This window comes from Flavobacterium sp. (assembly GCF_043720215.1).
GTDB lineage: Bacteria > Bacteroidota > Bacteroidia > Flavobacteriales > Flavobacteriaceae > Flavobacterium.
Genome location: NZ_JAYSSZ010000260.1, coordinates 1 through 21,151, shown reverse-complemented (window position 1 = coordinate 21,151; position 21,151 = coordinate 1). Strand labels below are relative to the sequence as shown.

At 32.2% G+C, this 21,151-nt stretch carries 16 protein-coding genes; 4 read left to right on the top strand and 12 right to left on the bottom strand.

Translation table 11 applies throughout. The annotated features are described in order from the left end of the window. From ACHZC3_RS11410 to ACHZC3_RS11380, 7 genes are all read right to left on the bottom strand, one after another. Window positions 1-814: helix-hairpin-helix domain-containing protein (locus tag ACHZC3_RS11410; protein ID WP_394759979.1), on the bottom strand; the 814-nt coding region annotated here is incomplete at its 3' end. 2 nt (window positions 815-816) lie between these two features. Next, the gene (locus ACHZC3_RS11405; RefSeq protein WP_394759978.1) at window positions 817-1,044 is read right to left on the bottom strand and encodes a PspC domain-containing protein; all 228 of its coding nucleotides are present in this window, start codon (window positions 1,042-1,044) and stop codon (window positions 817-819) included. 100 nt (window positions 1,045-1,144) lie between these two features. Beyond that, complete coding sequence (locus ACHZC3_RS11400; protein ID WP_394759977.1) at window positions 1,145-2,413, bottom strand: DUF2851 family protein; 1,269 nt, start codon at window positions 2,411-2,413, stop codon at window positions 1,145-1,147. A 114-nt stretch (window positions 2,414-2,527) separates the two neighbouring features. Continuing rightward, window positions 2,528-3,886, bottom strand: coding sequence for a pyridoxal-phosphate dependent enzyme (locus tag ACHZC3_RS11395; RefSeq protein ID WP_394759976.1), 1,359 nt, complete (start codon window positions 3,884-3,886; stop codon window positions 2,528-2,530). A gap of 324 nt (window positions 3,887-4,210) precedes the next feature. Further along, the gene (locus tag ACHZC3_RS11390) at window positions 4,211-6,133 is read right to left on the bottom strand and encodes a putative porin (RefSeq protein ID WP_394759975.1); all 1,923 of its coding nucleotides are present in this window, start codon (window positions 6,131-6,133) and stop codon (window positions 4,211-4,213) included. 114 nt (window positions 6,134-6,247) lie between these two features. Continuing rightward, entirely contained in the window at window positions 6,248-7,876 is a 1,629-nt protein-coding gene (locus ACHZC3_RS11385; protein WP_394759974.1) for a SusD/RagB family nutrient-binding outer membrane lipoprotein, read from the bottom strand. A gap of 13 nt (window positions 7,877-7,889) precedes the next feature. Next, window positions 7,890-11,093: a SusC/RagA family TonB-linked outer membrane protein gene (locus tag ACHZC3_RS11380; protein ID WP_394759973.1), complete on the bottom strand. Its 3,204-nt coding sequence runs from the start codon at window positions 11,091-11,093 to the stop codon at window positions 7,890-7,892. Window positions 11,094-11,292: 199 nt separating this feature from the next. On the opposite strand from ACHZC3_RS11380, the gene ACHZC3_RS11375 reads away from it, so the two are divergent. Continuing rightward, entirely contained in the window at window positions 11,293-11,952 is a 660-nt protein-coding gene (locus ACHZC3_RS11375; RefSeq protein WP_394759972.1) for a ribonuclease HII, read from the top strand. Window positions 11,953-11,954: 2 nt separating this feature from the next. On the opposite strand, the gene lipB is transcribed toward ACHZC3_RS11375, so the two are convergent. Further along, a complete protein-coding gene (gene lipB, locus ACHZC3_RS11370; protein ID WP_394759971.1) occupies window positions 11,955-12,665 on the bottom strand; it encodes a lipoyl(octanoyl) transferase LipB in 711 nt (236 codons plus the stop codon). Between the two features lie 386 nt (window positions 12,666-13,051). Between lipB and lysS the strand changes: the two genes are divergently transcribed. The 3 genes from lysS to ACHZC3_RS11355 all read left to right on the top strand — a co-directional run bounded on the left by lysS (window position 13,052) and on the right by ACHZC3_RS11355 (window position 15,729). Beyond that, window positions 13,052-14,743, top strand: coding sequence for a lysine--tRNA ligase (gene lysS / locus ACHZC3_RS11365; protein WP_394759970.1), 1,692 nt, complete (start codon window positions 13,052-13,054; stop codon window positions 14,741-14,743). A gap of 111 nt (window positions 14,744-14,854) precedes the next feature. Further along, window positions 14,855-15,319 (top strand): hypothetical protein, encoded by a 465-nt coding sequence (locus ACHZC3_RS11360; RefSeq protein ID WP_394759969.1) that lies wholly within the window; start codon window positions 14,855-14,857, stop codon window positions 15,317-15,319. A gap of 62 nt (window positions 15,320-15,381) precedes the next feature. Further along, on the top strand, window positions 15,382-15,729 hold the full coding sequence (locus ACHZC3_RS11355) for a hypothetical protein (RefSeq protein ID WP_394759968.1): 348 nt from the start codon (window positions 15,382-15,384) through the stop codon (window positions 15,727-15,729). Window positions 15,730-15,784: 55 nt separating this feature from the next. Here the strand turns inward: ACHZC3_RS11355 and hemL are convergent, their stop codons facing one another. From hemL to ACHZC3_RS11335, 4 genes are all read right to left on the bottom strand, one after another. Beyond that, window positions 15,785-17,071 carry a glutamate-1-semialdehyde 2,1-aminomutase gene (hemL, locus tag ACHZC3_RS11350; protein ID WP_394759967.1) on the bottom strand — a complete coding sequence of 429 codons (1,287 nt, stop codon included), beginning with the start codon at window positions 17,069-17,071 and terminating at the stop codon, window positions 15,785-15,787. A gap of 19 nt (window positions 17,072-17,090) precedes the next feature. Next, window positions 17,091-17,969, bottom strand: a complete 879-nt coding sequence (locus ACHZC3_RS11345; protein ID WP_394759966.1) for a glucosaminidase domain-containing protein — start codon at window positions 17,967-17,969, stop codon at window positions 17,091-17,093. After that, window positions 17,962-18,864, bottom strand: coding sequence for a 1-aminocyclopropane-1-carboxylate deaminase/D-cysteine desulfhydrase (locus tag ACHZC3_RS11340; RefSeq protein WP_394759965.1), 903 nt, complete (start codon window positions 18,862-18,864; stop codon window positions 17,962-17,964). The genes ACHZC3_RS11345 and ACHZC3_RS11340 overlap by 8 nt, the downstream gene beginning before the upstream one ends. An 81-nt stretch (window positions 18,865-18,945) precedes the next feature. Then, window positions 18,946-20,799, bottom strand: a complete 1,854-nt coding sequence (locus tag ACHZC3_RS11335; protein WP_394759964.1) for a T9SS sorting signal type C domain-containing protein — start codon at window positions 20,797-20,799, stop codon at window positions 18,946-18,948. Between the last annotated feature and the right edge of the window lie 352 nt (window positions 20,800-21,151).

Below are 21,151 nucleotides of genomic sequence, written 5' to 3'. Positions count from 1 at the left end.
TTAAATCCTCAGTATTTTTAATTCCGTTGTTCATGCTTCTGTAAGTGACAATTTCTTTAGCCAAAGCGTATTTAAAATATGGAAAATTTGTTAATTCTTTAATAGAAATGTTATTGATGTCAATTTTATTAACAGTTTCAATTCCAGAAACTTTAAAATGAGAATTCAACTCAGCAATTACTTCGGGCGATAATCCCCAAATATCCTGCATTTGATCCATACTTACAAAGGAGCCAAAAACTTCTTTTTGCTTCAAAATTCTGTCCGAAATTCCGTCTCCTATTCCGTAAATTTTAACCAAGTCTTCTTTTGTTGCTTTATTTATATCTAAAATTACAATTTTCTCTTTTTTATCGAAATCTTTATAGTTTGAATTCCCATAAGATTCATTATTCTTTTTGTTTGTAACCCAATCCGGAAATTTGAAATAAGGAGAAATTACAGCCAAGAGTGAATCAGAAATTTTAGTCACTTTTTGAAATTCTTGCGAAGAATTTACATATTTGTTAGTTTTTCTAAAAGCCAAGAGTCTATCTATTTCTGTTACTTTCATTCCTAGTTTGTAACCTTTGAAATCAGTTATAAAATTCGGATTAAAAGGATACATTTTATATGCATCGTCATTAGCAATAGACTTCATCGAATCAATTTCTGTTTGCATCGACAACCATCGTTCTTCTTCTTTAGTAGTTATTTTTGCAGTTGAAAAATCAACAAAAAAATACAACAACTGCAAAGTTATAATTAATCCAACTAAAACAGCCAAACCAATTCTTTGTTCTTTATTAAAAATGAAATACTCCTTAAAATTCATAGCTATAAATCGAAAACCGAAGATCTTTTAGCTCTCACTAAATCCTTTAATTTTATTAAAAATCCTAATGTTAAATACACTCCAAACCATAATCCTGCTGTTACAAACGAAATATAAATAAAAAACAAACGCACACTGTTTGCACGCATTCCTAATCTATCTGCCAGACGAGAAGCTATATGAAAACCTTGTTTTTCGAAAAAATATTTTAATTTTAGAACGAATCTCATTTTTGGTTAATCGGTTATTTGTGTATTCGTTTATTTGTTTTGTAAAACTACAAAAAAATCTAGCAATCTAATTACCTAAGAAGTTTAAAAATCTAATTATCTAATTTTTGAGTAGTTCTAATCCAACGGCACATTGCAAGCATTTATTTTTATTACAATATTCGTTTTTGAGTTGTAATAATGATTGTGTTTCAAATGCATTTTTTGATGTAATTCCAACTGATTTAAATTTGTCGATAATTGCATTTTTCTCAGCAGTAATTTGTTCTAAAAACTCAACATTCTCTTCTGATGTTTCTTTGCCTAAACTTTTTTCGTACGCAAAACGAAAAGGAATTATTGTATTTATGATAAGTAAATCGATAAATGATTGGGATAAAAGTTTCGTTTTCTTAGAACTCACTTTATCAAAATTGTAATGTGTTTGCCAATATTCTGAGACTGAAATCTGAAAGATTTGATATATTTCTTCGATACTTTTTGCGCTAATTACTTTAGAGAATAAGTTTTGATGCCTGTGGTACAAATTTGCTAATTGAGATAATCTTATAGTTGGAAAATTATCTGGGCGATGCTTAAAAAACTGAACAGAATTTATAAAAACCTCTTCTAATTGGTATTTATTTTGAATGTAATTCCAGCGAAATTTCAAATCTTTATAGTAATTGTCTTCTTTGTCGGATTCTAATAAATTAGATCTTCCAAACAAAATGGCTTCAAGGTTTTCTACTTCAAAAGTTTCTTTGCGAATGATTGAAAACGGAATAGATTGTGCAATTTTTAAAAATGATTCTCCATTTGTGTTCAAACCAAAATTCTTTGCTAATAAGCAAAAGAAAGCAGCTTCCCAATCGTTTTGAGTTTCTAAAAGTATATTTTCTATTGGCAACGATTTTCTTTCTAGTCGTTCGAAAAACAATCGTTCTTGCCAATTTTTGAAAACAAATTTTGGAATATTTTTTATTTCATTTTCACAATAAATCCATGATTTTGTAGCTTTTAGTTTTTCATATTGATCAACTAAATCCTGAGAAACATAACTTTTAAGCTCTAGAACAGGAATTTCTGAATTATCTTTCCTAAAAATAGTTGCATCGTGATCCCAAACTACATGAAGTATTACTGAATCATAATTATTATCTCTCTCGTGATTGTGAAGATACCAATCGGAAGATTTGATATGAATTTCGACATTTCCAGCCCATTTCTGGTCAGCAATTTCTATTTGTGCGTTAAAAAAATCTGGACCTGCAAGTTGTGTGAAATTTCCAACATTACTAATTGATACATTATCTCCTGAAGTGGTTTTTAAATTGGTAAAATCAAACTTCTTGTATTGCCAGATGTAGTGGAGAAAATCTTCTTTCATTATAACTAATTTATAGGCTTGTAAATGAAAGACTAAAGTAATAAAAAAACACGAATTTCAATAATTTACACAAAAGGAATCGGTGTAATTATTGAAATTCGTGTCAAAGAAATATTATATAGAACCTATAATATCGTATTTAGTAATTATATGGTGATTACCGTTTCCTAAATCGACTAAAACTGCTTGATTTTCTTTAGTGAAAAGTTTCGATACATCTTCGATAGCAGTTCCTGCTTTTACAATAGGATATGGTTTTCCCATTACTTCACGAATAGGTTTTTCGGAAATGTTTTTGTCTTCTACATAAATTCTAAACAAATCTGATTCGTCTACTGAACCTACAAATCCATTTATATCTATTACTGGAATTTGCGATATTTTATATTTACGCATACGCTCGATAGCATGAGAAACCAATTCTTCGGTACGAACAATTACTAATGGTTTGTCAATATGATCTTTGATTACGTCTTCGGCTTTTGTGATTTCTTCATCAAGGAATCCACGTTCACGCATCCAATCATCGTTAAACATTTTTCCGACATAACGACTTCCTGAATCGTGAAATAAAACTACAACTACATCTTCTGGTTTAAAATGCTCTTTGAGTTGCAACAATCCTTTTATGGCAGAACCAGCTGAGTTTCCAACAAAAATTCCTTCTTCTAATGCAATTTTACGTGTGTAAACTGCTGCATCTTTGTCGGTAACTTTTGTAAAACCATCTATTAAGCTAAAATCGACATTTTTTGGCAAAATATCTTCTCCAATTCCTTCTGTTATGTAAGAATAGATTTCGTTTTCGTCAAAAATACCTGTTTCGTGGTATTTTTTGAATACAGAACCATATGTGTCTACTCCCCAGATTTTAATATTTGGATTTTTTTCTTTTAAATATTTACCTACGCCAGAGATTGTACCTCCTGTTCCTACTCCAACCACAAAATGCGTAATTTTTCCTTCGGTTTGTTCCCAAATTTCTGGTCCAGTTTGTTCGTAATGCGCTATAGAGTTACTTGGATTATCGTATTGATTTACATACCAAGAATTTGGGGTTTCTTCTCCCAGTTTTTTAGATACTGAATAATAAGATCTTGGATCTGTTGGCTCTACATCTGTAGGACAAACAATTACTTTTGCTCCTACAGCACGAAGAATATCACTTTTTTCTTTAGATTGTTTGTCTGAAATTACACAAATTAGCTTGTATCCTTTTACGATTGCCACAAGTGCCAATCCCATTCCTGTATTTCCTGAAGTTCCTTCTATGATTGTTCCTCCTGGTTTTAGGCGACCATCTGCTTCAGCGTCTTCTATCATTTTTACGGCCATTCTGTCTTTTACAGAATTCCCTGGATTGAAGGTTTCTACTTTAGCAAGAACTAAGGCGTTTACGTCTTTAGCTATTCTATTTAATCGTACTAAAGGCGTATTCCCTATAGTTCCTAGTATGTTTTCTGAATATTTCATTACTTTTTGGTATTGGGTATTAGGTTCTAGGTGTTCATTATAAAATTACACCTAATAAATTTTGATGCAAATATACATATTAGAATTATAATTGTGAAATGTAATGTTGTTTGCGTGAGATTTGCTTCGCCAGTTCGCTATCGCTCGGGTGAAATTAAAAGGAGGACAGCCAGTGGGTGTCAGGCATTCTTGTTTCCGCGTGAGGGATAGCAGTGGAAATCCTCCCGATTTTTCTTCGGGAGATTGTAACGGATAGCCCGACTTGAGGGTCCCGAGTTATCGGGAGACGAGAGTCACGCCCAAACTTTAAATTTAATTACTTTTTTATTGAAAAAATGTCCAAACTAAGCCAAAACGAATAATGAAATCTTTGTACGGATAATTGGGTGCTGCATAATAGTTTCGTCCCGTGAAACTTGAGTTTAGATGCTCCGCTTTAAGGAAAATTCTTGCTTGGCGTACACGTGCATTGATGAAAAAATCGACAAGTGGAAAATCACCAATTTTTGATTTTTCTTGAACGTAAAACTCTCCAATTAATGGATTATAATCGTTACCATAATATTTAGTAAACGCCTGAAAAGTTATCCCAGTTTGTAAAAACATAGCTTTTTTGAATACATAATCAGAGAAATACAATGTGTTTCTGGTTACTAATTTTGGTACATTTAGAATATTAGCCTCCTGAGAAACTTGCTGAAATAAGATTGTATTATCTAGTGCAAACTTTCTGAATTTAAGTTCTTTGCTAATTTTTACCGACAGATAATTTATAGTTTTATTGTATTGTTTTGGAGTTGAGATAATAATAGTATCCGATGTGTCGTCATCACTAAAATACAAATAATCATTTAAACTAGTTATTTGAGCTTCTGCATTTAGCCATTGTGTGTTGGCTTTTAGCTTAATTGTATTAATTTTTTCATTATTAAAATTAGTGTACCAATTGTAGCTTACAAAACTACTTTGGTACAAAGTATAATTTAAATCTGGGACTTTACTTTGGTTTAAATATTGTGCAGAAAAATTATTTTTTTCGTTCCATTTATATTGAGCAGAAATATCTAAAGTTGAAAAAGTCTGTTTCGAAATTGATTTTGAAAACAAAGCTTCTCCTTTTAGTTTGTTTTTAGAGTATGAGTATATTCCGCCAACAGCATTGAGTTTGTCATTATTTAAATTTGGAATTGCGATTGCATTACTAAACAATAAAACTCTGTTATACAGATAATTATATTGGTAATTTTCTATAAAAAAATTAAACCTACCAACAGTTTTATTCGAAAAACCAGCTCCTAATTTGTTATAGGCTATATTGTTTTTCGTCACATCAAAATAATTGGAAGTCACGTATCCATTACCAAATCTTTCGATAGCAGTTTTACTGTTAAATTCAAAAATCTTTGTTTCGAAACTAAACTGATGGTTTATAGCTATATTATTTTCGCTATCTTTTGCATTGACTCTATAAGAATGGTCTAAAAAATATCTTTTCCCTTTTAGAATTGAATTTGCATCTTCAAAATAAACGTCTAATCGTGATCGCTGTTTAAACTGAGAATTACCAGACTCGAAATCAGAAAGATTAGAAACACCTCCGTTTTCTCCATTTAACACATCTTGACTCACGTAATGAAAATTAGCAAGATATCGTTTGTTTTTTGAGTAATAACTAGTTGTAAATCTAAAATTTCCTGAGCTAGACAACGAATTCACATATTTTCCTAAAGAACGTAATCCCTTGTAAGCAATAGAAAAATTAAGTTGCTCGGAAGTGTTTAAGGTTATAAAGGCATCTACAGATTGTCCTTGTTCCAATACTGTTTTAAAATACAACTCGGTAATTGGTGTCGCTACTGAATAGTAATTGATGTCTTTTACATTACTATAATTAAAATGCTTTGCTTTGAAACCAAATTCTGGTAAAGTAGTAGGATTGTTTAAACCAAAATCTAAAGTGTTATAGGTTTGTCCGTCATTAGCAAATGGCAAAAGTCCAAAATTGTCTTTTCTTAAATGATTAAATTTATACTCCTTATAAATCGTTAATGAGGTATCTACGTAAGTTGTATCTCTCTCTAGAGTAACAATGCGATACATATTTATAGGTGCTTTCGGATTCTCCTTAGGTTTATCACGTAACGACTTTTTTATGGTGTCGTTTTTATTTGTGGGTAAAATATCATCAACTTGGGCAAAAGTGCTTAAAGTAAGAACGAATAATAAAAATGTAAATAAGTGCTTCATATACTAAACTGTATTGCAAAAATACACAATTGTAATTACTAATCACAAAGTAGTATATAAAAAAAGGGCTACCAATGGTAGCCCTTTTTAAAATATTTAGAATATTTTAATTCATTATTGTAACCAGAAAGGTGATTTACTATTGATTGTAAATATATCTGAATTAGATAAAGGTAATACATTAGCTGCATTAGCAATATATTCAGAAACAGGATATGACAATCTGTAAGGTTTATTTGCTTGCGTAGCTGTTAATGAAAGTGGTGTTAAAGGAAAACCTGTTCTATTGTAATCTATAAAAGACTCAATACCATGGTGTCCCATTAATGCAACCCATTTTTGATACATAATTGCATGCAAATTTTGATTAAAAGTATTTGCAACATTAAACCCAAAATTAGGTTTGGTCGCATTCACAGTAGTCAAATAAGTCCCGATAGTAGCACCACGAGAAGTAAAACTTTCAGTTACACCTGAATTAAAATTACCTTGTGCATTAGAAAATAATGAAGGGTAACGTAATGCAGCTTCAGCTTGTAAGAAATAAGACTCGTAAACAGTCATAATATAACCCGAACCAGTATTATAATCAGCTAAAGTACCACCTGGATGTTCTAAATACATATTAAAGTTTCCAGCTATACCTAAACGAGAAGGAGTTCCAGGATAAGTTAATGATGGAGGACCAACAGTAACAAAAGAATTACCTTGCTCAACACCTCTAGGTCCAGTTGCACCAACTCCATTAGTAAACAATCTAGCTCTTCTTGCATCTGTTACATTTGGATAAAACACTCCAGAACCTGCAATGATTTCTTGTGAACCTGCAGCAGGATAGTTTGTATTAGCATAAGTTGCCATCGCTTTATAAACGTGTGCAGTTTGTGCAATAAATGTTCTGTTTTGTCTTGCTGTACCAGATGCATCAATAGCATAAGTATTGAATCCAGGTGAAGCCTGATCATCATTTGCATTACTGAATCCAGGATTTATAGTCACATTAGCACTTAAAAAAGGTCCACCAGCAATGTCGTTTAATTTAGTATCTCTGAAAGTACCAACAGCACCTGTTGCTTTTGACATACGTAAACACATTCTTAATTGTATTGTGTTTGCAAATTCTGTCCACGCATTCATATCACCAGCTAACATAACATCGAAAGGAGCAATATCCTCTGCAACAGCTGGATCAGCATTAATAATTAAATTACGTGCATCTTCTAAATTAGCAATTAAATCTTGATAAACAGCATAATCATCATCATAAGATGGTGTTGAAATAGTACCTGGTTTCCATGCTTTAGAATAAGGCGCGTCACCATATAAATCAACAACATACTGCATATAATGTGCTTTACAAATCTTAGCTGCAGCTACATAATAATCATACTTCCCGCTAGGATTTGGATAATCAATAATAGCTTGAAAATTCATTATATTTAAATACAAACCGTCCCAAATATTATTGTAAAATGCATTATCAATAATTAATTGTAATTCCTTGTCATAACCATTACCAAATGATGAGACATTACGTGTCCATGAATTCATGAAAACGTTACCTAACTGATTCATAGCACCTACTTGAACTCTGTATGTAGAAACTTCAGCTCCAGGTAATAATTTACTAGGAGTTGCTTTATCAAATGTCAAATCGTTAGGACTATCATTTATATCTAAATACTGATCACATGAAAACAATGTGAATGCCAGTATTGCAATTGAAAATTTTATTTTTTTCATATCTTTAAATTTATTAGAATATTAAATTAACTGAGAAACCTAAAGTTCTAGAAGATGGATACCTGTCAGTATTAATAATACCTTGAGAGTTTCCAGTAGTATTTGAAGCTTCTGGATCAGCATAACCTCTATTTTCTAAACCATTTTTAGCTTTTAACAAAGTTCCATCAGCTAAGAATGTGAATGGATTTCTAGCGTTGATACCAAATCTTAAAGACTCTAACCCTAACCCTGCTTTTTCAAGTATCTTTTTAGGCAATGCATAACTTAAAGATAATTCTCTAACTCTTAAAGCAGACATATCGATAACATTAGCTTCACCAACTTGTCTGTGTATAGTGGTAAAATAGTTTAACACACCAGCTGAAGACGCATTGTTTTGTGCAGGAATAGTATTAGTTGCACCTGTTGAATCTACACCAGGGAAAACATAACCTTGAGTTCTATCAAAACCTGATGTATCTAAATCTCCACCTGTAAAATATAATAAATTTTTAGTGAAAGAATATGCAGAAGCACCATTTCTATAATCAGCAACTACAACAAGTCTTAATCCTTTATATTCAAAAGAGTTTGATAAGCCAACAATATAATCAGGAACACCTTTACCTAATTTTTCAAAAGTAGACGTTCTTAATGGCAATCCATTTGCACCAACAATAACATTTCCGTTATCGTCTCTAACAAAGGCTGTACCTTTAATTAAAGGAAATTCTTCCCCTACTTCAGCAAAAATACCCACTTGAGTATTTGACTGCAAACTGATACTTGTTGCTCCATCACCTAAAGCAGTGATTTTAGTATTAAAAGTAGCATAATTAGCTTTAATATCCCATTTAAAGTTATCGTTATAAATAGGTCTTAATCCTAAATCTATTTCAAAACCTTTATTTTCTAAATCACCAATATTATTTTTTACTACTGTATTACCTGATGCTCTTGAAGCAGTAACATTAGAAATTAAGTCTTTTGTTTCAGCAACATAATAAGATCCCTCTAAAGTAATTCTATCATTAAAGAAACCTAATTGACCACCAAATTCTAAAGTATTAACAAATTCTGGTTTAATATTTAGTTCTGTTGGTGTTCTATCATATTGTAATGAAGCTAAATCTCCAAAAGGAAAACCTTGAGGTATAGTCGTTACTACATTTGTTTCATAAGGCAAAACTGCCGAAGTATTACCAACAGACGTATATGAAGCGTTCAATTTCATATAATTTAACACTTTACCATCTTTTAAAGCTGTAAAAGCTTTTGTTGGAATAAATGAAACCCCTACAGAAGGATACATATAAGAACCTTTTACAACAGAAGACTGCTCAATACGAGTTGTTGCATTTAAAAACATGTAATCTTTGTAAGCTAAATCAACATTAGCAAAACCAGCAACAATTCTTGAACGTACTAATCTATTATCCCATCCAGCATTTCTTAATCCTGTTGGATTAAGTGGACTTAACACATTAGAAATATGATAAAAACCTGGTACATCTAAATTAGTACCACCTTGAGAAGTTTCTCTAAACATTCTATCTTGAATGTTATTACCAATATTAAATCTTAAACCTAAATTTTCAGTTAATTTATAATCAAAATTAAACATTAAATCACCATAAATATTTCTAGTAGTTGATTGGTTAGCAAAGAAATTCGAAGTTTCTGGCTGCCCACCTAAATCAGAATACGTTTCAACATTTGCACCATAATATTCGTAAGGAGCAATACTAAACACTCTTCCAGAATCAGCAAATCCGTTATTAAATGCTTGTTGTTCAGCATTTCTTACTTGAACATTAGCAGTATAACTCACATTAATGTTTTTAGTTAAATCATATCCTAAACTTAAAACACCATTCATAATGTTAGATTTAGCGTCAGATCTTCTGTTTTTAGCAGCCCACCAAGGGTTGTACGCATAAACAGTCCAGTTACTTTCGTTGTCAGAGTTTTCAAATCTTGAAACAGGTACATTTGAAGCAGTTTGAATTAAATCATCCCATAAATTAGAATCTGCTTGTGATGTATTTTGAGTAATGTAGTTTACATTACCATCAATATTAAATTTACCAACTTTTTTTCCAGCTTTAAACAAGAAAGAGTTTCTAACTAATTTATCACCTTCTACCATATAATCTGTGTTCTGTCTGTTTACAGACAAAAACGCATAAGAATCAGCTCCACCAACATTAAAGTTAAAACCGTTTTGATATATCAAGCCAGTTTTGAAAAATTGTTTAATATTATCTTTAATAGGCTTCCATTCTGTAAATAAAAAGTTTCCATCTGCTTGAGGCAAACCAACAGGAACCATTGAAGGAAAACCTGGAGTATTGTACGCAGGTCCCCATGAACCATTTTCCCATGGTACAAATGTAGGTAACACACCTGGATTTGCAGGATCTTCAAAACCTGGATCAGTAGCCCAACCTTGACCATACTCTAATTGTCTCTTAGGAACAAAAGCAATAGACTCAAAATCTATACCTGAATTAATTCCAAAAGTAAACTTTTCTTTTTTAGATCCTTTTTTAGTTGTAGCAATAATTACACCGTTAACCCCTTGAGCTCCATACAAAGCAGCACCTTGAGCACCTTTGATAACATTGACACTCTCTATAACATCAGGTGGTAACTGATTTAAAATCGTAGCAGAAGATATCGCACCATCGATAACAACTAAAGCTTGATTGTCTCCAGTTATTGTTCTGTTACCTCTTAATACAATTCTAATATCTGGAGCTACACTATTTGATGTAGTACTAACATTTAAACCAGACACTTTTCCTGTTAAGGATTGAACCACATTAGGATTGTTTGCTTGTGTTAACTCTTTACTGGAAATTTGCTTTTGAGCTGACACAACTGCATCTTTACTCCTTCTGATACCTAGAGCCTGAACTACTACAGTCTCCAATACTTTCGTATCATCTTGCATTTTAACATTAATAACCCCTGAAGATTCAACCGTTCTTGAAATATCATTCATTCCCATGAATGAAAATACTAGAACCTCTCCTACAGATGCTTTGATAGAGTATGTTCCATCAAAACCTGTCGATACACCACGTTGGGTGCCTTTTATTACAACATTTACACCTGGCATTGGACCAGCTGCATCAGTTACAATACCTTTTACAGTCTTCTCTTGTGCAAAGGAAAGCTGCATAGTTAACGCTACTAATAGCGTAAAAATCCATTTGAACTTTGATCTCATATTAATTTTATTTGAGTTAGTTATTCCGCAAACTTCTTAATAATTTCTTAAATAACCAAATAATACTTCGGAATATTACAATTTTATTTAAGTTAAAAAATTTGCACGAATACAATCGGAATGATAATCACTCGATTAGAAGATGAATAATAATGCAAAAGGTTGCGTTAAAAATTATATTTTTGTCAAAATTAAGTTAATGTTAAGTCCATTTTTTTTAACACAATATTTAGAAGCCGGCACTGATGAGGCCGGAAGAGGTTGCCTAGCTGGTCCCGTAACTGCGGCAGCAATTATATTGCCTGAAGGTTTTGAAAATAAATCATTAAACGACTCTAAGCAATTATCTGAAAAAACTAGAGAACAACTAAAACCTATCATTGAAGAATTAGCAATTTCTTTTGCCGTTACTCACCTCGAACCTATAATTATTGATGAAATAAACATTCTTAATGCTTCACTAAAAGCGATGCAAGAGTGTGTCTTACTGTTAAATCCTGCTCCATTATACATTATAGTAGATGGAAATAGACCTTTATTATCGAAAAACAGTTTTAAAAAGTGTTCTGGAAAAATATTTACGGATAAAGAAATGGAAATACTACAATCTATACCAAATAGCAGTATTGTAAAAGGTGACTCTAAGTATATCAGTATTGCCGCTGCATCGGTTTTAGCAAAAACGTACCGTGATGAATATATGAATAAAATTCATGAGGAGTTCCCAATGTATAATTGGAAAAAAAATAAAGGTTATCCTACAAAAGAACATCGCGAAGCCATTAGAAAATATGGTGTAACAAAATACCACCGAATGTCTTTTAGATTATTGCCAGAACAGACCGTTTTAGATTTCTGAGTTTAGATTTTAGATTTTTCGAAAGTTGATTCAAAAAGATTTGAAAAATGTTTTAAGATTTTTTCTTTTACTTCTTCCTCGTTTACTTTTTCGACACCAAGTTCTACATTCAGTGATGTAACTGCTTTACCTTTTATACCGCACGGAATAATATTATCGAAATAACCTAAATCGGCATTTACATTCAATGCAAACCCATGCATGGTAACCCAACGAGAAGCGCGAACACCTAAAGCACATATTTTTCTTGCAAACGGCGTTCCCACTCCAAGCCAAACTCCAGTTTCTCCTTCGCTTCTTGTACCTATTATATTATATTCTGCTAAAGTGAGAATTATTGCTTCTTCGAGTAGTCGTAAATATTTATGAATATCGGTAAAAAAATTTTCTAAATCCAGAATTGGATATCCTACAATTTGCCCTGGTCCGTGATACGTAATATCGCCACCTCTGTTTATTTTGTAAAAAGTTGCCCCTTTTGCTTCGAGTTGTTTTTCTGATAAAAGCAAATTAGAAAAATCGCCACTTTTCCCTAAAGTATATACATGTGGATGTTCGACAAACAAAAAATAATTTGGCGTTTCGTCTTGTCGTTCTTCTCTCCTATTTCTGATTTTGATATCGAGAACTTCTTGAAATATTTTTTCCTGATAATCCCAAGTTTCTTTGTAGTCTTTGTGTCCTAAATCTTGAAGTTGTATGGTTTTGTTCATTTCTTTTGAAAGGTTCTGAGGTTCTGAGGAACAAAGGTACAAAGTTTCAAAGATACAAAGGCACAAAGTTTCTGAGGTTCACAGAAAAATGCTAACTGGAGTTATTTTTAAAAAATTCGCTGTTCATTGTTAAAACTTTTTAAATATTGAATTCCAAATAATTAATATTAAATTTTGAACTGCACTGCTGACAATAGCCCAGATTGCAACAGAAATCCTTTTTCTTGTCAGTTCGAGTTCCTCGCTTTTTTGCGAGGAGTATCGAGAACAAGGGAAAAAGATTGTAGTGGAAAGCTGGAAATAGCTCCTAAAAAACTTTGAATCTTTGTGACTTTGAAACTTTGCAACTAATCTCTATCTTTGCAGTCTTAAATAAAAATTTACCCATGCAACTTTCGGAACAAGAAATCATTAGAAGAGAAAAACTAAACGCTTTACGCCAACTAGGAATAAACCCTTATCCTGCAGATTTATTTCCTGTAAACCACACTTCGAAACAGGTTAAAGGAAATTTTGAAGAAGGTAAAAAGGTAACTCTTGCTGGTCGTTTGATGAGTGTGAGAGATCAAGGGAAGGCTTCTTTTGCTGAGTTACAGGATAGCGAAGGCAGAATACAATTGTACTTTAACCGTGATGTGATTTGCGAAGGCGATGACAAAACGTTGTACAATCAGGTTTTTAAAAAACTAACCGATTTAGGTGATTTTATTGGCGTGGAAGGTGAATTGTTTATGACAAAGGTTGGCGCTCAATGTGTCAGAGTTGATAATTTTACTTTTCTAAGTAAAACTTTGCGTCCGTTACCATTACCAAAAACTGATGAAGATGGCAATATTCACGATGCATTTAACGATCCTGAATTGCGATATAGAATGCGTTATGTGGATCTTGTGGTCAATCCGCAAGTGAAAGAAGTTTTTGTAAAAAGAACGAAGTTGTTTACTGCCATGCGAAACTTTTTTAATGAAAGTGGTTACATGGAAGTAGAAACTCCTGTTTTACAATCTATTGCTGGTGGCGCTGCGGCTCGTCCGTTTATCACGCATCATAACAGTTTAGATATGCCTTTGTACATGCGAATTGCGAACGAATTATACTTAAAAAGGTTAATTGTAGGTGGTTTTGATGGTGTGTATGAGTTTTCTAAAAATTTTCGTAATGAAGGAATGGACAGAACGCACAATCCTGAATTTACAGCCATGGAAATTTATGTAGCTTACAAAGACTACAATTGGATGATGGAATTTGCTGAAAATTTGCTAGAACATTGCGCTATTGCTGTAAATGATAATAGCGAAGTAATTTTTGGTGAACACAAAATAAGTTTCAAAGCACCATACGCTAGGGTTACAATGACTCAAGCGATTATCGATTTTGCTGGTTTTGATATTTCTGGCAAAAGTGAAGCAGAACTTTTTAGCGCTGCAAAAGGCATGGGAATTGATGTTGATGAAACGATGGGTAAAGGAAAATTGATTGATGAGATTTTTGGAGCCAAATGCGAAGGAAATTATATCCAACCAACCTTTATTACTGATTATCCAAAAGAAATGTCACCATTGTGCAAAATGCATCGTGACAATCCAGATTTAACCGAACGTTTTGAGTTGATGGTTTGTGGTAAAGAAATTGCCAATGCGTATTCTGAATTAAATGACCCGATAGACCAACGCGAACGTTTTGAACATCAAATGAAACTTTCCGAAAAAGGTGACGATGAAGCTAATGGTGTTATTGATGAAGATTTTCTTCGTGCCTTAGAATACGGAATGCCTCCAACATCTGGAATGGGAATTGGTATGGACAGACTTATCATGTTTTTGACTAATAATGCTTCTATTCAGGAAGTATTGTTTTTCCCACAAATGAGACCTGAGAAAAAACAATTGGAACTTACTGAAGATGAAAAATGGATTGTTGAAGTTTTAAAAGTTAATGAAGGGATTTCTATTTCTGATTTGAAAGAAAAATCAGCTTTGAGCGGTAAAAAATGGGACGCTGCCAGTAAAGGTCTTAGCAAACACGGATTAATGAAAGTGGTAGTAGATGGTGATGCAAAAATTGCTGTTCTAAACTAACTTTATAACTAGTTTAAAAAATACAAATCTGCTTTCGGGCAGATTTTTTTTGTTTGCATTAAACCTTTTCATTTGTTTCTTGTCTTAATGATATAACTTAAAAAAGATATCATGAAAAAATTAATTTTTACACTAGCATTAATTACTACTCTTTCGTTAGCAGGAATTGCACAAGAAAAAGCATCTGGAAAAAGAGAAGCAACAGAAAAATTGTCTGTAGAACAAAGAAATGCTTTACAGCTAAAAGAAATGACGTTAAACTTAGATTTAACAGCTTCACAACAAAAAGAAATTGCACCAATTATTGCTGAACAAGCTACAAAAATGGAAGCCAAAAAAGCTGAAATGAAAGCAAGAAAAGAAGCTAAAAAACCTTTGACTGCTAATGAGAAATTTGAAATGAAAAGTAAAATGTTAGATTCTCAAATTGAAACGAAAGCTAAAATGAAAAAAATTCTGAATTCGGATCAAATGGCAAAATGGGAAGCTAATAAAGAAAAGAGAAAATCTCATGTAAAAAAAATGAAAAAGAATCACAAACAAAAAAACAAAGCAAAAAGTGAAGTTTCAGAATAATTTTTGGTTATTAAAAAAAAATGTTTAGATTTGGTTTCAATTATATCAAAACTAAAACTATTATGAAAAAAATTATTGCAATATTTGTCTTGTTTTTTGCTTTCTCTTTAAGCGCAAATGCTCAAACTGAAAAGAAAATTGAGAAAAAACAAGAAAGCCCTGAAGCGGCTGCAAAACAGAATCTTCATGAATTATCTAAAACAATAGATATTAGTGCTAATCCTGATTTATTTACTAATTTGAATCAGCTTTTTATTACGAAACATAAAATGCTTTCTAAAGAAAATATTACTGAAAATGAAAAGCAAGAAGTTTATAAAATCATTGATGCAAAGTTAAGAGCTACATTAAGTGATGATCAAATAAAAGAAATAGAAGCTAAAGGTGTATATGAGAGATTAACTCATTAATATTTATCTTAAACAATAAAGTAAAAAAGGACGATTATATCGTCCTTTTTTTGTTTTATAAGCTTTTTGAAACCTTATCTATAGCACGAATTGTATAATCTAAATCTTCATACGTTAACGCATCACAAATAAACCAAGTTTCATAAGCAGAAGGCGCAATATAAACTCCTTCTTTTAGCAAACCGTGAAAAAACTTCTTGAAAGTTTCGTTATCGCCGTTTTTAGCTGTTTGAAAATCGAAAACTGGGTTAGCATCAAAATGCACAGAAATCATAGAACCTACTCTGTTAATTGTATGTGTCACATTATTAGAAGTCAATACTTTTGCAATTCCTTTTTCTAAATAAGCCGTTTTTTCTTCTAATCGTTTAAAAACTTGTTGATCTTCATTCAAAGATTTCAACATCACTAATCCTGCTGCCATTGCTAATGGGTTTCCAGACAATGTTCCTGCCTGATATACTGGTCCAAGTGGCGCAAGATAATTCATGATTTCGTTTCGAGCTGCAAAAGCACCAACCGGCAATCCGCCACCTATTACTTTCCCAAAGCAAACAATATCGGCATTCACATTAAATAATTCTTGAACACCACCTTTAGCCAATCGAAATCCAGTCATAACTTCATCGAAAATTAGCAATGCTCCGTTTTCGCTACAAAGTTGCTGTAAACCTTCTAAAAATCCTTTTTGAGGTGGAATACAGCCCATGTTTCCTGCAACTGGTTCGATAATTATAGCTGCAATTTCATTTTTATTGGCATCAAATAATGCTTTTACATTTTGAATATCATTGTAATCTGCTAACAATGTATCTTTTGCGGTTCCAGATGTTACTCCAGGACTGTTTGGTGAACCAAAAGTTATTGCACCACTTCCCGCTTGTATCAAAAAAGAATCGGAATGTCCGTGATAACAACCTGCAAATTTGATGATTTTATCTCTCTTAGTAAATCCACGAGCCAATCGAATCGCACTCATACAAGCTTCGGTACCAGAGTTTACAAAACGAATCTTGTCAATATTTGGAACCATGGAAACTGCTAATTTTGCAATTTCCGTTTCTAACTCAGTTGGCATCCCAAATGACGTTCCTAGTTTCGCTTTTTCAATCACAGCAGCAACTACTGGTTCATAGGCGTGTCCTAGAATCATTGGTCCCCAAGAATTTATATAATCTATAAATTTGTTTCCATCTTCATCATATACATAAGCTCCTTTGGCACTTTTAGCAAATATTGGAGTTCCTCCTACTGATTTGAATGCTCTTACTGGCGAATTTACTCCTCCTGGTATTACTTTTTCGGCTTCTACAAAAAGCTGACTACTTCGTTGGTACAACATTTATATTTTAGATATTAGATTACTTGATATTCAAACTTTGTCCAAGTGACAATGAATTATCTGTAATATTATTTTTCTTTTTTAATTCATCAACAGTAATATTAAATTTCTTCGAAATTGAATATAATGTATCTCCTTTTATAACGACATATTGCTCAGTAATTTCTAGAGTACTTTTTCCTTTTTCCACTTTTGATGAAGGAACAAATTCAGTACCTAAAACCTCTGCATCATACTGTTGCAATTGATATTTTTCGATAAGACCAATTAGTTTGTCTGGATATTTTACATCAGTTGCATAACCTGATTTTTTGAGTCCACGTGCCCAAGCTTTATAATCATTTTTAGGTAATGAAAATAGTGGTTTATACCAAGCTCTACTGGTTAAAAAGTAAGAATGATCTCGATACGATTCTTCTGGATGTTCGTATTTTCTAAAACATTCTTGCAGTGCATCATCATCATGTTTTACACTTGCTCCTGTCCATTCTTTATGACATTTTATCCCAAAATGATTGTTTGCCTGAAGGCTCAAATCTCCAGTTCCAGCTCCTGATTCTAGAATTCCTTGTGCTAACGTGATACTTGCAGGAATTCCATCTTTAATCATATTTTCTTTTGCAATTTCTTTAAATCTAGAAATATAATTCAATACTATTTCAGTTGTTACTTTTATTTTTGATGTGGCTTCAAGAGTTTCGGTTTTGGGTTCTACAGCAGTTACTTTTTGAACAACTTTTTCAGTTTTCTCAATAGCATTCTCTTCAGCTTTTTCAACCTTTTGTTTATTGATAGTCTTCTGAGTTGTAACAACACTTTTTTTAGATTGTACTTTCGATTTTGAAGTTCCACAACCTACAACTATTGACAATACTATAAATAAGACTATTTTATACATCAAAAATTATTTTATTCATTTTTTTCTTTTCTAATAAGTGATTCATCCCTGAAATTCCTTGCAATCCTCCAGTATGAATCATCAAAATCTTGGATCCGTTTGGGAAGTAATTTTTGCTAATTAAATCCAATACACCGTAAACCATTTTACCTGTATAAACGGGATCTAAAGGAATTTTAGTGTCCTCATAAAATCGATTGATAAAATTGACTAACTCGTTGGTTACTTTTGCATATCCTCCAAAATGATAATCAGTAATCAATTCCCAATTATTATTATTTGCAAACTTACGAATTTCATCTTTCAAAAAATCACCTTTCAAAGCTGGAAAGCCTAAAATTTTTTGATTCTCATTTACTCTATTTATAATTCCCGAAATTGTACCTCCAGTTCCTACCGAACAACAAATATAATCAAACTCAGCATCTTGATTTGTTAAAATTTCTTCACATCCTTTTATAGCCAATTCATTTGTTCCTCCTTCTGGGAGCAAATAATGCCTTCCATATTTCTTTTCTAATTGATAAGCAAAATCATCCGATGCTTTGTTTTGATAAACGTCACGGGAAACAAACTCAAACTTCATTCCACAATTTTGTGCAAATTGCAAAGTGGGATTCTCTAGAATTTTACCTTCTAATTCATCACCTCTTATTATTCCAACCGATTCTATTCCAGCTTCGTGACAAGCAAATGCAACCGCTGCAATATGATTTGAAAAAGCTCCACCAAAAGTAACAAGCAAGTGATGATTAAGTTCTTTTGCTTCAAGAATATTATACTTTAATTTTCTGAATTTATTCCCCGAAACAAACGGATGCAACAGATCCTCTCGCTTTATAGAAAGTGTAATTGTTGGATTAGAAGTTTTAATATTTTGATTGATTGTATCCATCTTTCGCACAAAAATACTTTAAAAACTGCAAACAAAAAAAGCAGTCCGAAGACTGCTTTGATTTTAATATAGAATTAACCTTTATTTTTTATTAAAAATAGAAACTTTTTTAGCCACTACTTGATTTGTTTCGGTAGTTAGTTTCACAATATAAACACCTTCGCTTAAACCCGAAGTACTGTACTCATAACTTAAATTCGAACCTAAGTTAGTTTTAGACAATATTGTTTTCCCAGAAATATCATACAACACAAAAGTTTGTAATGGCATTGCTTTTGGATTTTTGATAGTTAGAATACTATTTTCATTATTTTGAAAAACAGTAAAGTTATCCGCTATGTTTTCATTTGTACTAAGTACTTGATTTTGAAAAGTAATTTCAAATCTATCATTATTCACACCAATAGGCATAGAAAACTCATACTCAGCATTTTTTATATCGTGATACAAATCTGTTGTTTTGTCGTGCAAATAAACATTCTCTGCACCAGAAAAATTAACAAATTCAGCCACTTTTACTCTAAATGTTGCTGGAGCATTGTTTTTAAATCCAACAGGAAATTTTTTAGTAATATCAAAACTAGTTGTTGTTTGTGCATACTCAGTATTATCTAAAGCAAAATAGGTATCAAAAGGCAAATTTGCATCTACATCAGCAGATCTTGCATCGGCTCTATCAACTCCGTCAATTGCAGTAGGCATAAACGCTAAAGACATTTGTCTAACCCCTTGATTGTTAAGTAACGTATTAATTACAATATGTGGTGTTGGCGCTTTACTAATTTGTGTATAATCAATTCCCGCTACATTAGGAATTGCTTCATAAAAACCATAATCGATAAGATTACTTTGAGCTGATCTTTCAAATTGAGAGTTTGTAGGAATTCCTTCTCTCCTAAAAACTCTATGTGTATTTTTTAGTTGCGCAGTTCCAGTTGCAGTTCCTCTTACCATAAATCCTTGTCCAATTGGAGCAAAACGTCTTTGATATGCCGAACCAGCTCCAACCGAACCTAATTGAGTTCCTGCACCATCATATGCATAGAAAGTTGCTGGTGTATAAATACTAGTTGTTCCATTATATACTCCATAACCACCTCTATATGATACTATAAGATGCGAGTTAACCGTTTTATCATGCTCCCAATACAAAGCATTTCCATCTATTAATGCTGTATTAGTTGGATCAGTTAGAAACAAATTCATATCTATTGCACTAGGATATGGGTTTCCTGTAAGGGTTTGTGTTCCAGCTGTTGTTGAAACATTTATAGTTCCATCATTTGGTTTTCCTCTATAATCGTATCGTTGTGCACTTCCAGCATTATTTGCTCCAGATCCAGTAAATGGAGTAAAAGTATCAGCTCCACTTGTCCCTTTCATAGTAAAACCTTCTCCTGGAAGAAGTGTAGAAAGATTACGTACATGAATCCAACCTGTAGGCCCTCCTGGGTCGTACGCAGTTCTTGTTATATATTTCCAAATCCAATATGGCGCTATGCTTAGTGCTCCATTTGCAGAAACACCATTATAATTCCCTATCGGCAATATTGTTGCAGCTGTAAAAGAGCGAGTATCTAAATTTATACTCGGAATACCCAATTGTGTAATCCCAAAAGCAGAATTTCCTGCCACTGCAAGAGAACCACCCACAGGAGAACACCAATAGTTATACTGATAATTATTTACAGTACCTTCCTGAAAAACAGACAAGGCACCCAAACCTGTATTGGCACCGTTTACCACAGTTGTTCCTTGTAATAATTGCGAGTTATTACGCAAATAAACATTACTTGTTGCGGCATTAAGTTCTACATTTCCAGTTACATAGACATATTGATCGTTTACAAACATATACGAATTAGGACTCACATACATTTGTGCTTGCGAAGTTATTCCTACAAGAAATAATAAAATTAAATAATTGATTTTCATCTATTTATATTTTTATAAAAATTATTTATTATTTAGAAATTTTCTATATTTTACTATATAAAAATACATCTAACAAATATAAAAAATGAACTTAGAACATCTAACAAATATAAAAATAATCGACAAAAAGCGTTTAAATCCGATGAAAGTTGCTTTTTTTTTAAATTTTATAGCTTTTTATTTGGTAGTCAGCAAGTTTTGATTTAAATTTACTACATTAAATATTTTGCTTTATGATAAAACTTTACACTATCAGGAAATTATCAAGTCTTTTTCTTACAAAAAGAACCTCTTTTATTGGGGATGTATCCCAAGGAAATAAGTCGAAACTTTTTACAGGTTTATTAGTATT

Coding starts and splice junctions, on each gene's coding strand:
- ACHZC3_RS11345 (WP_394759966.1), bottom strand. CDS start 17,969: ATGTATAAAATAGTCTTATTTATAGTATTGTCAATAGTTGTAGGTTGT.
- ACHZC3_RS11385 (WP_394759974.1), bottom strand. CDS start 7,876: ATGAAAAAAATAAAATTTTCAATTGCAATACTGGCATTCACATTGTTT.
- ACHZC3_RS11340 (WP_394759965.1), bottom strand. CDS start 18,864: ATGGATACAATCAATCAAAATATTAAAACTTCTAATCCAACAATTACA.
- ACHZC3_RS11395 (WP_394759976.1), bottom strand. CDS start 3,886: ATGAAATATTCAGAAAACATACTAGGAACTATAGGGAATACGCCTTTA.
- lysS (WP_394759970.1), top strand. CDS start 13,052: ATGCAACTTTCGGAACAAGAAATCATTAGAAGAGAAAAACTAAACGCT.
- hemL (WP_394759967.1), bottom strand. CDS start 17,071: ATGTTGTACCAACGAAGTAGTCAGCTTTTTGTAGAAGCCGAAAAAGTA.
- ACHZC3_RS11400 (WP_394759977.1), bottom strand. CDS start 2,413: ATGAAAGAAGATTTTCTCCACTACATCTGGCAATACAAGAAGTTTGAT.
- ACHZC3_RS11360 (WP_394759969.1), top strand. CDS start 14,855: ATGAAAAAATTAATTTTTACACTAGCATTAATTACTACTCTTTCGTTA.
- ACHZC3_RS11390 (WP_394759975.1), bottom strand. CDS start 6,133: ATGAAGCACTTATTTACATTTTTATTATTCGTTCTTACTTTAAGCACT.
- ACHZC3_RS11335 (WP_394759964.1), bottom strand. CDS start 20,799: ATGAAAATCAATTATTTAATTTTATTATTTCTTGTAGGAATAACTTCG.
- ACHZC3_RS11355 (WP_394759968.1), top strand. CDS start 15,382: ATGAAAAAAATTATTGCAATATTTGTCTTGTTTTTTGCTTTCTCTTTA.
- lipB (WP_394759971.1), bottom strand. CDS start 12,665: ATGAACAAAACCATACAACTTCAAGATTTAGGACACAAAGACTACAAA.
- ACHZC3_RS11380 (WP_394759973.1), bottom strand. CDS start 11,093: ATGAGATCAAAGTTCAAATGGATTTTTACGCTATTAGTAGCGTTAACT.
- ACHZC3_RS11405 (WP_394759978.1), bottom strand. CDS start 1,044: ATGAGATTCGTTCTAAAATTAAAATATTTTTTCGAAAAACAAGGTTTT.
- ACHZC3_RS11375 (WP_394759972.1), top strand. CDS start 11,293: ATGTTAAGTCCATTTTTTTTAACACAATATTTAGAAGCCGGCACTGAT.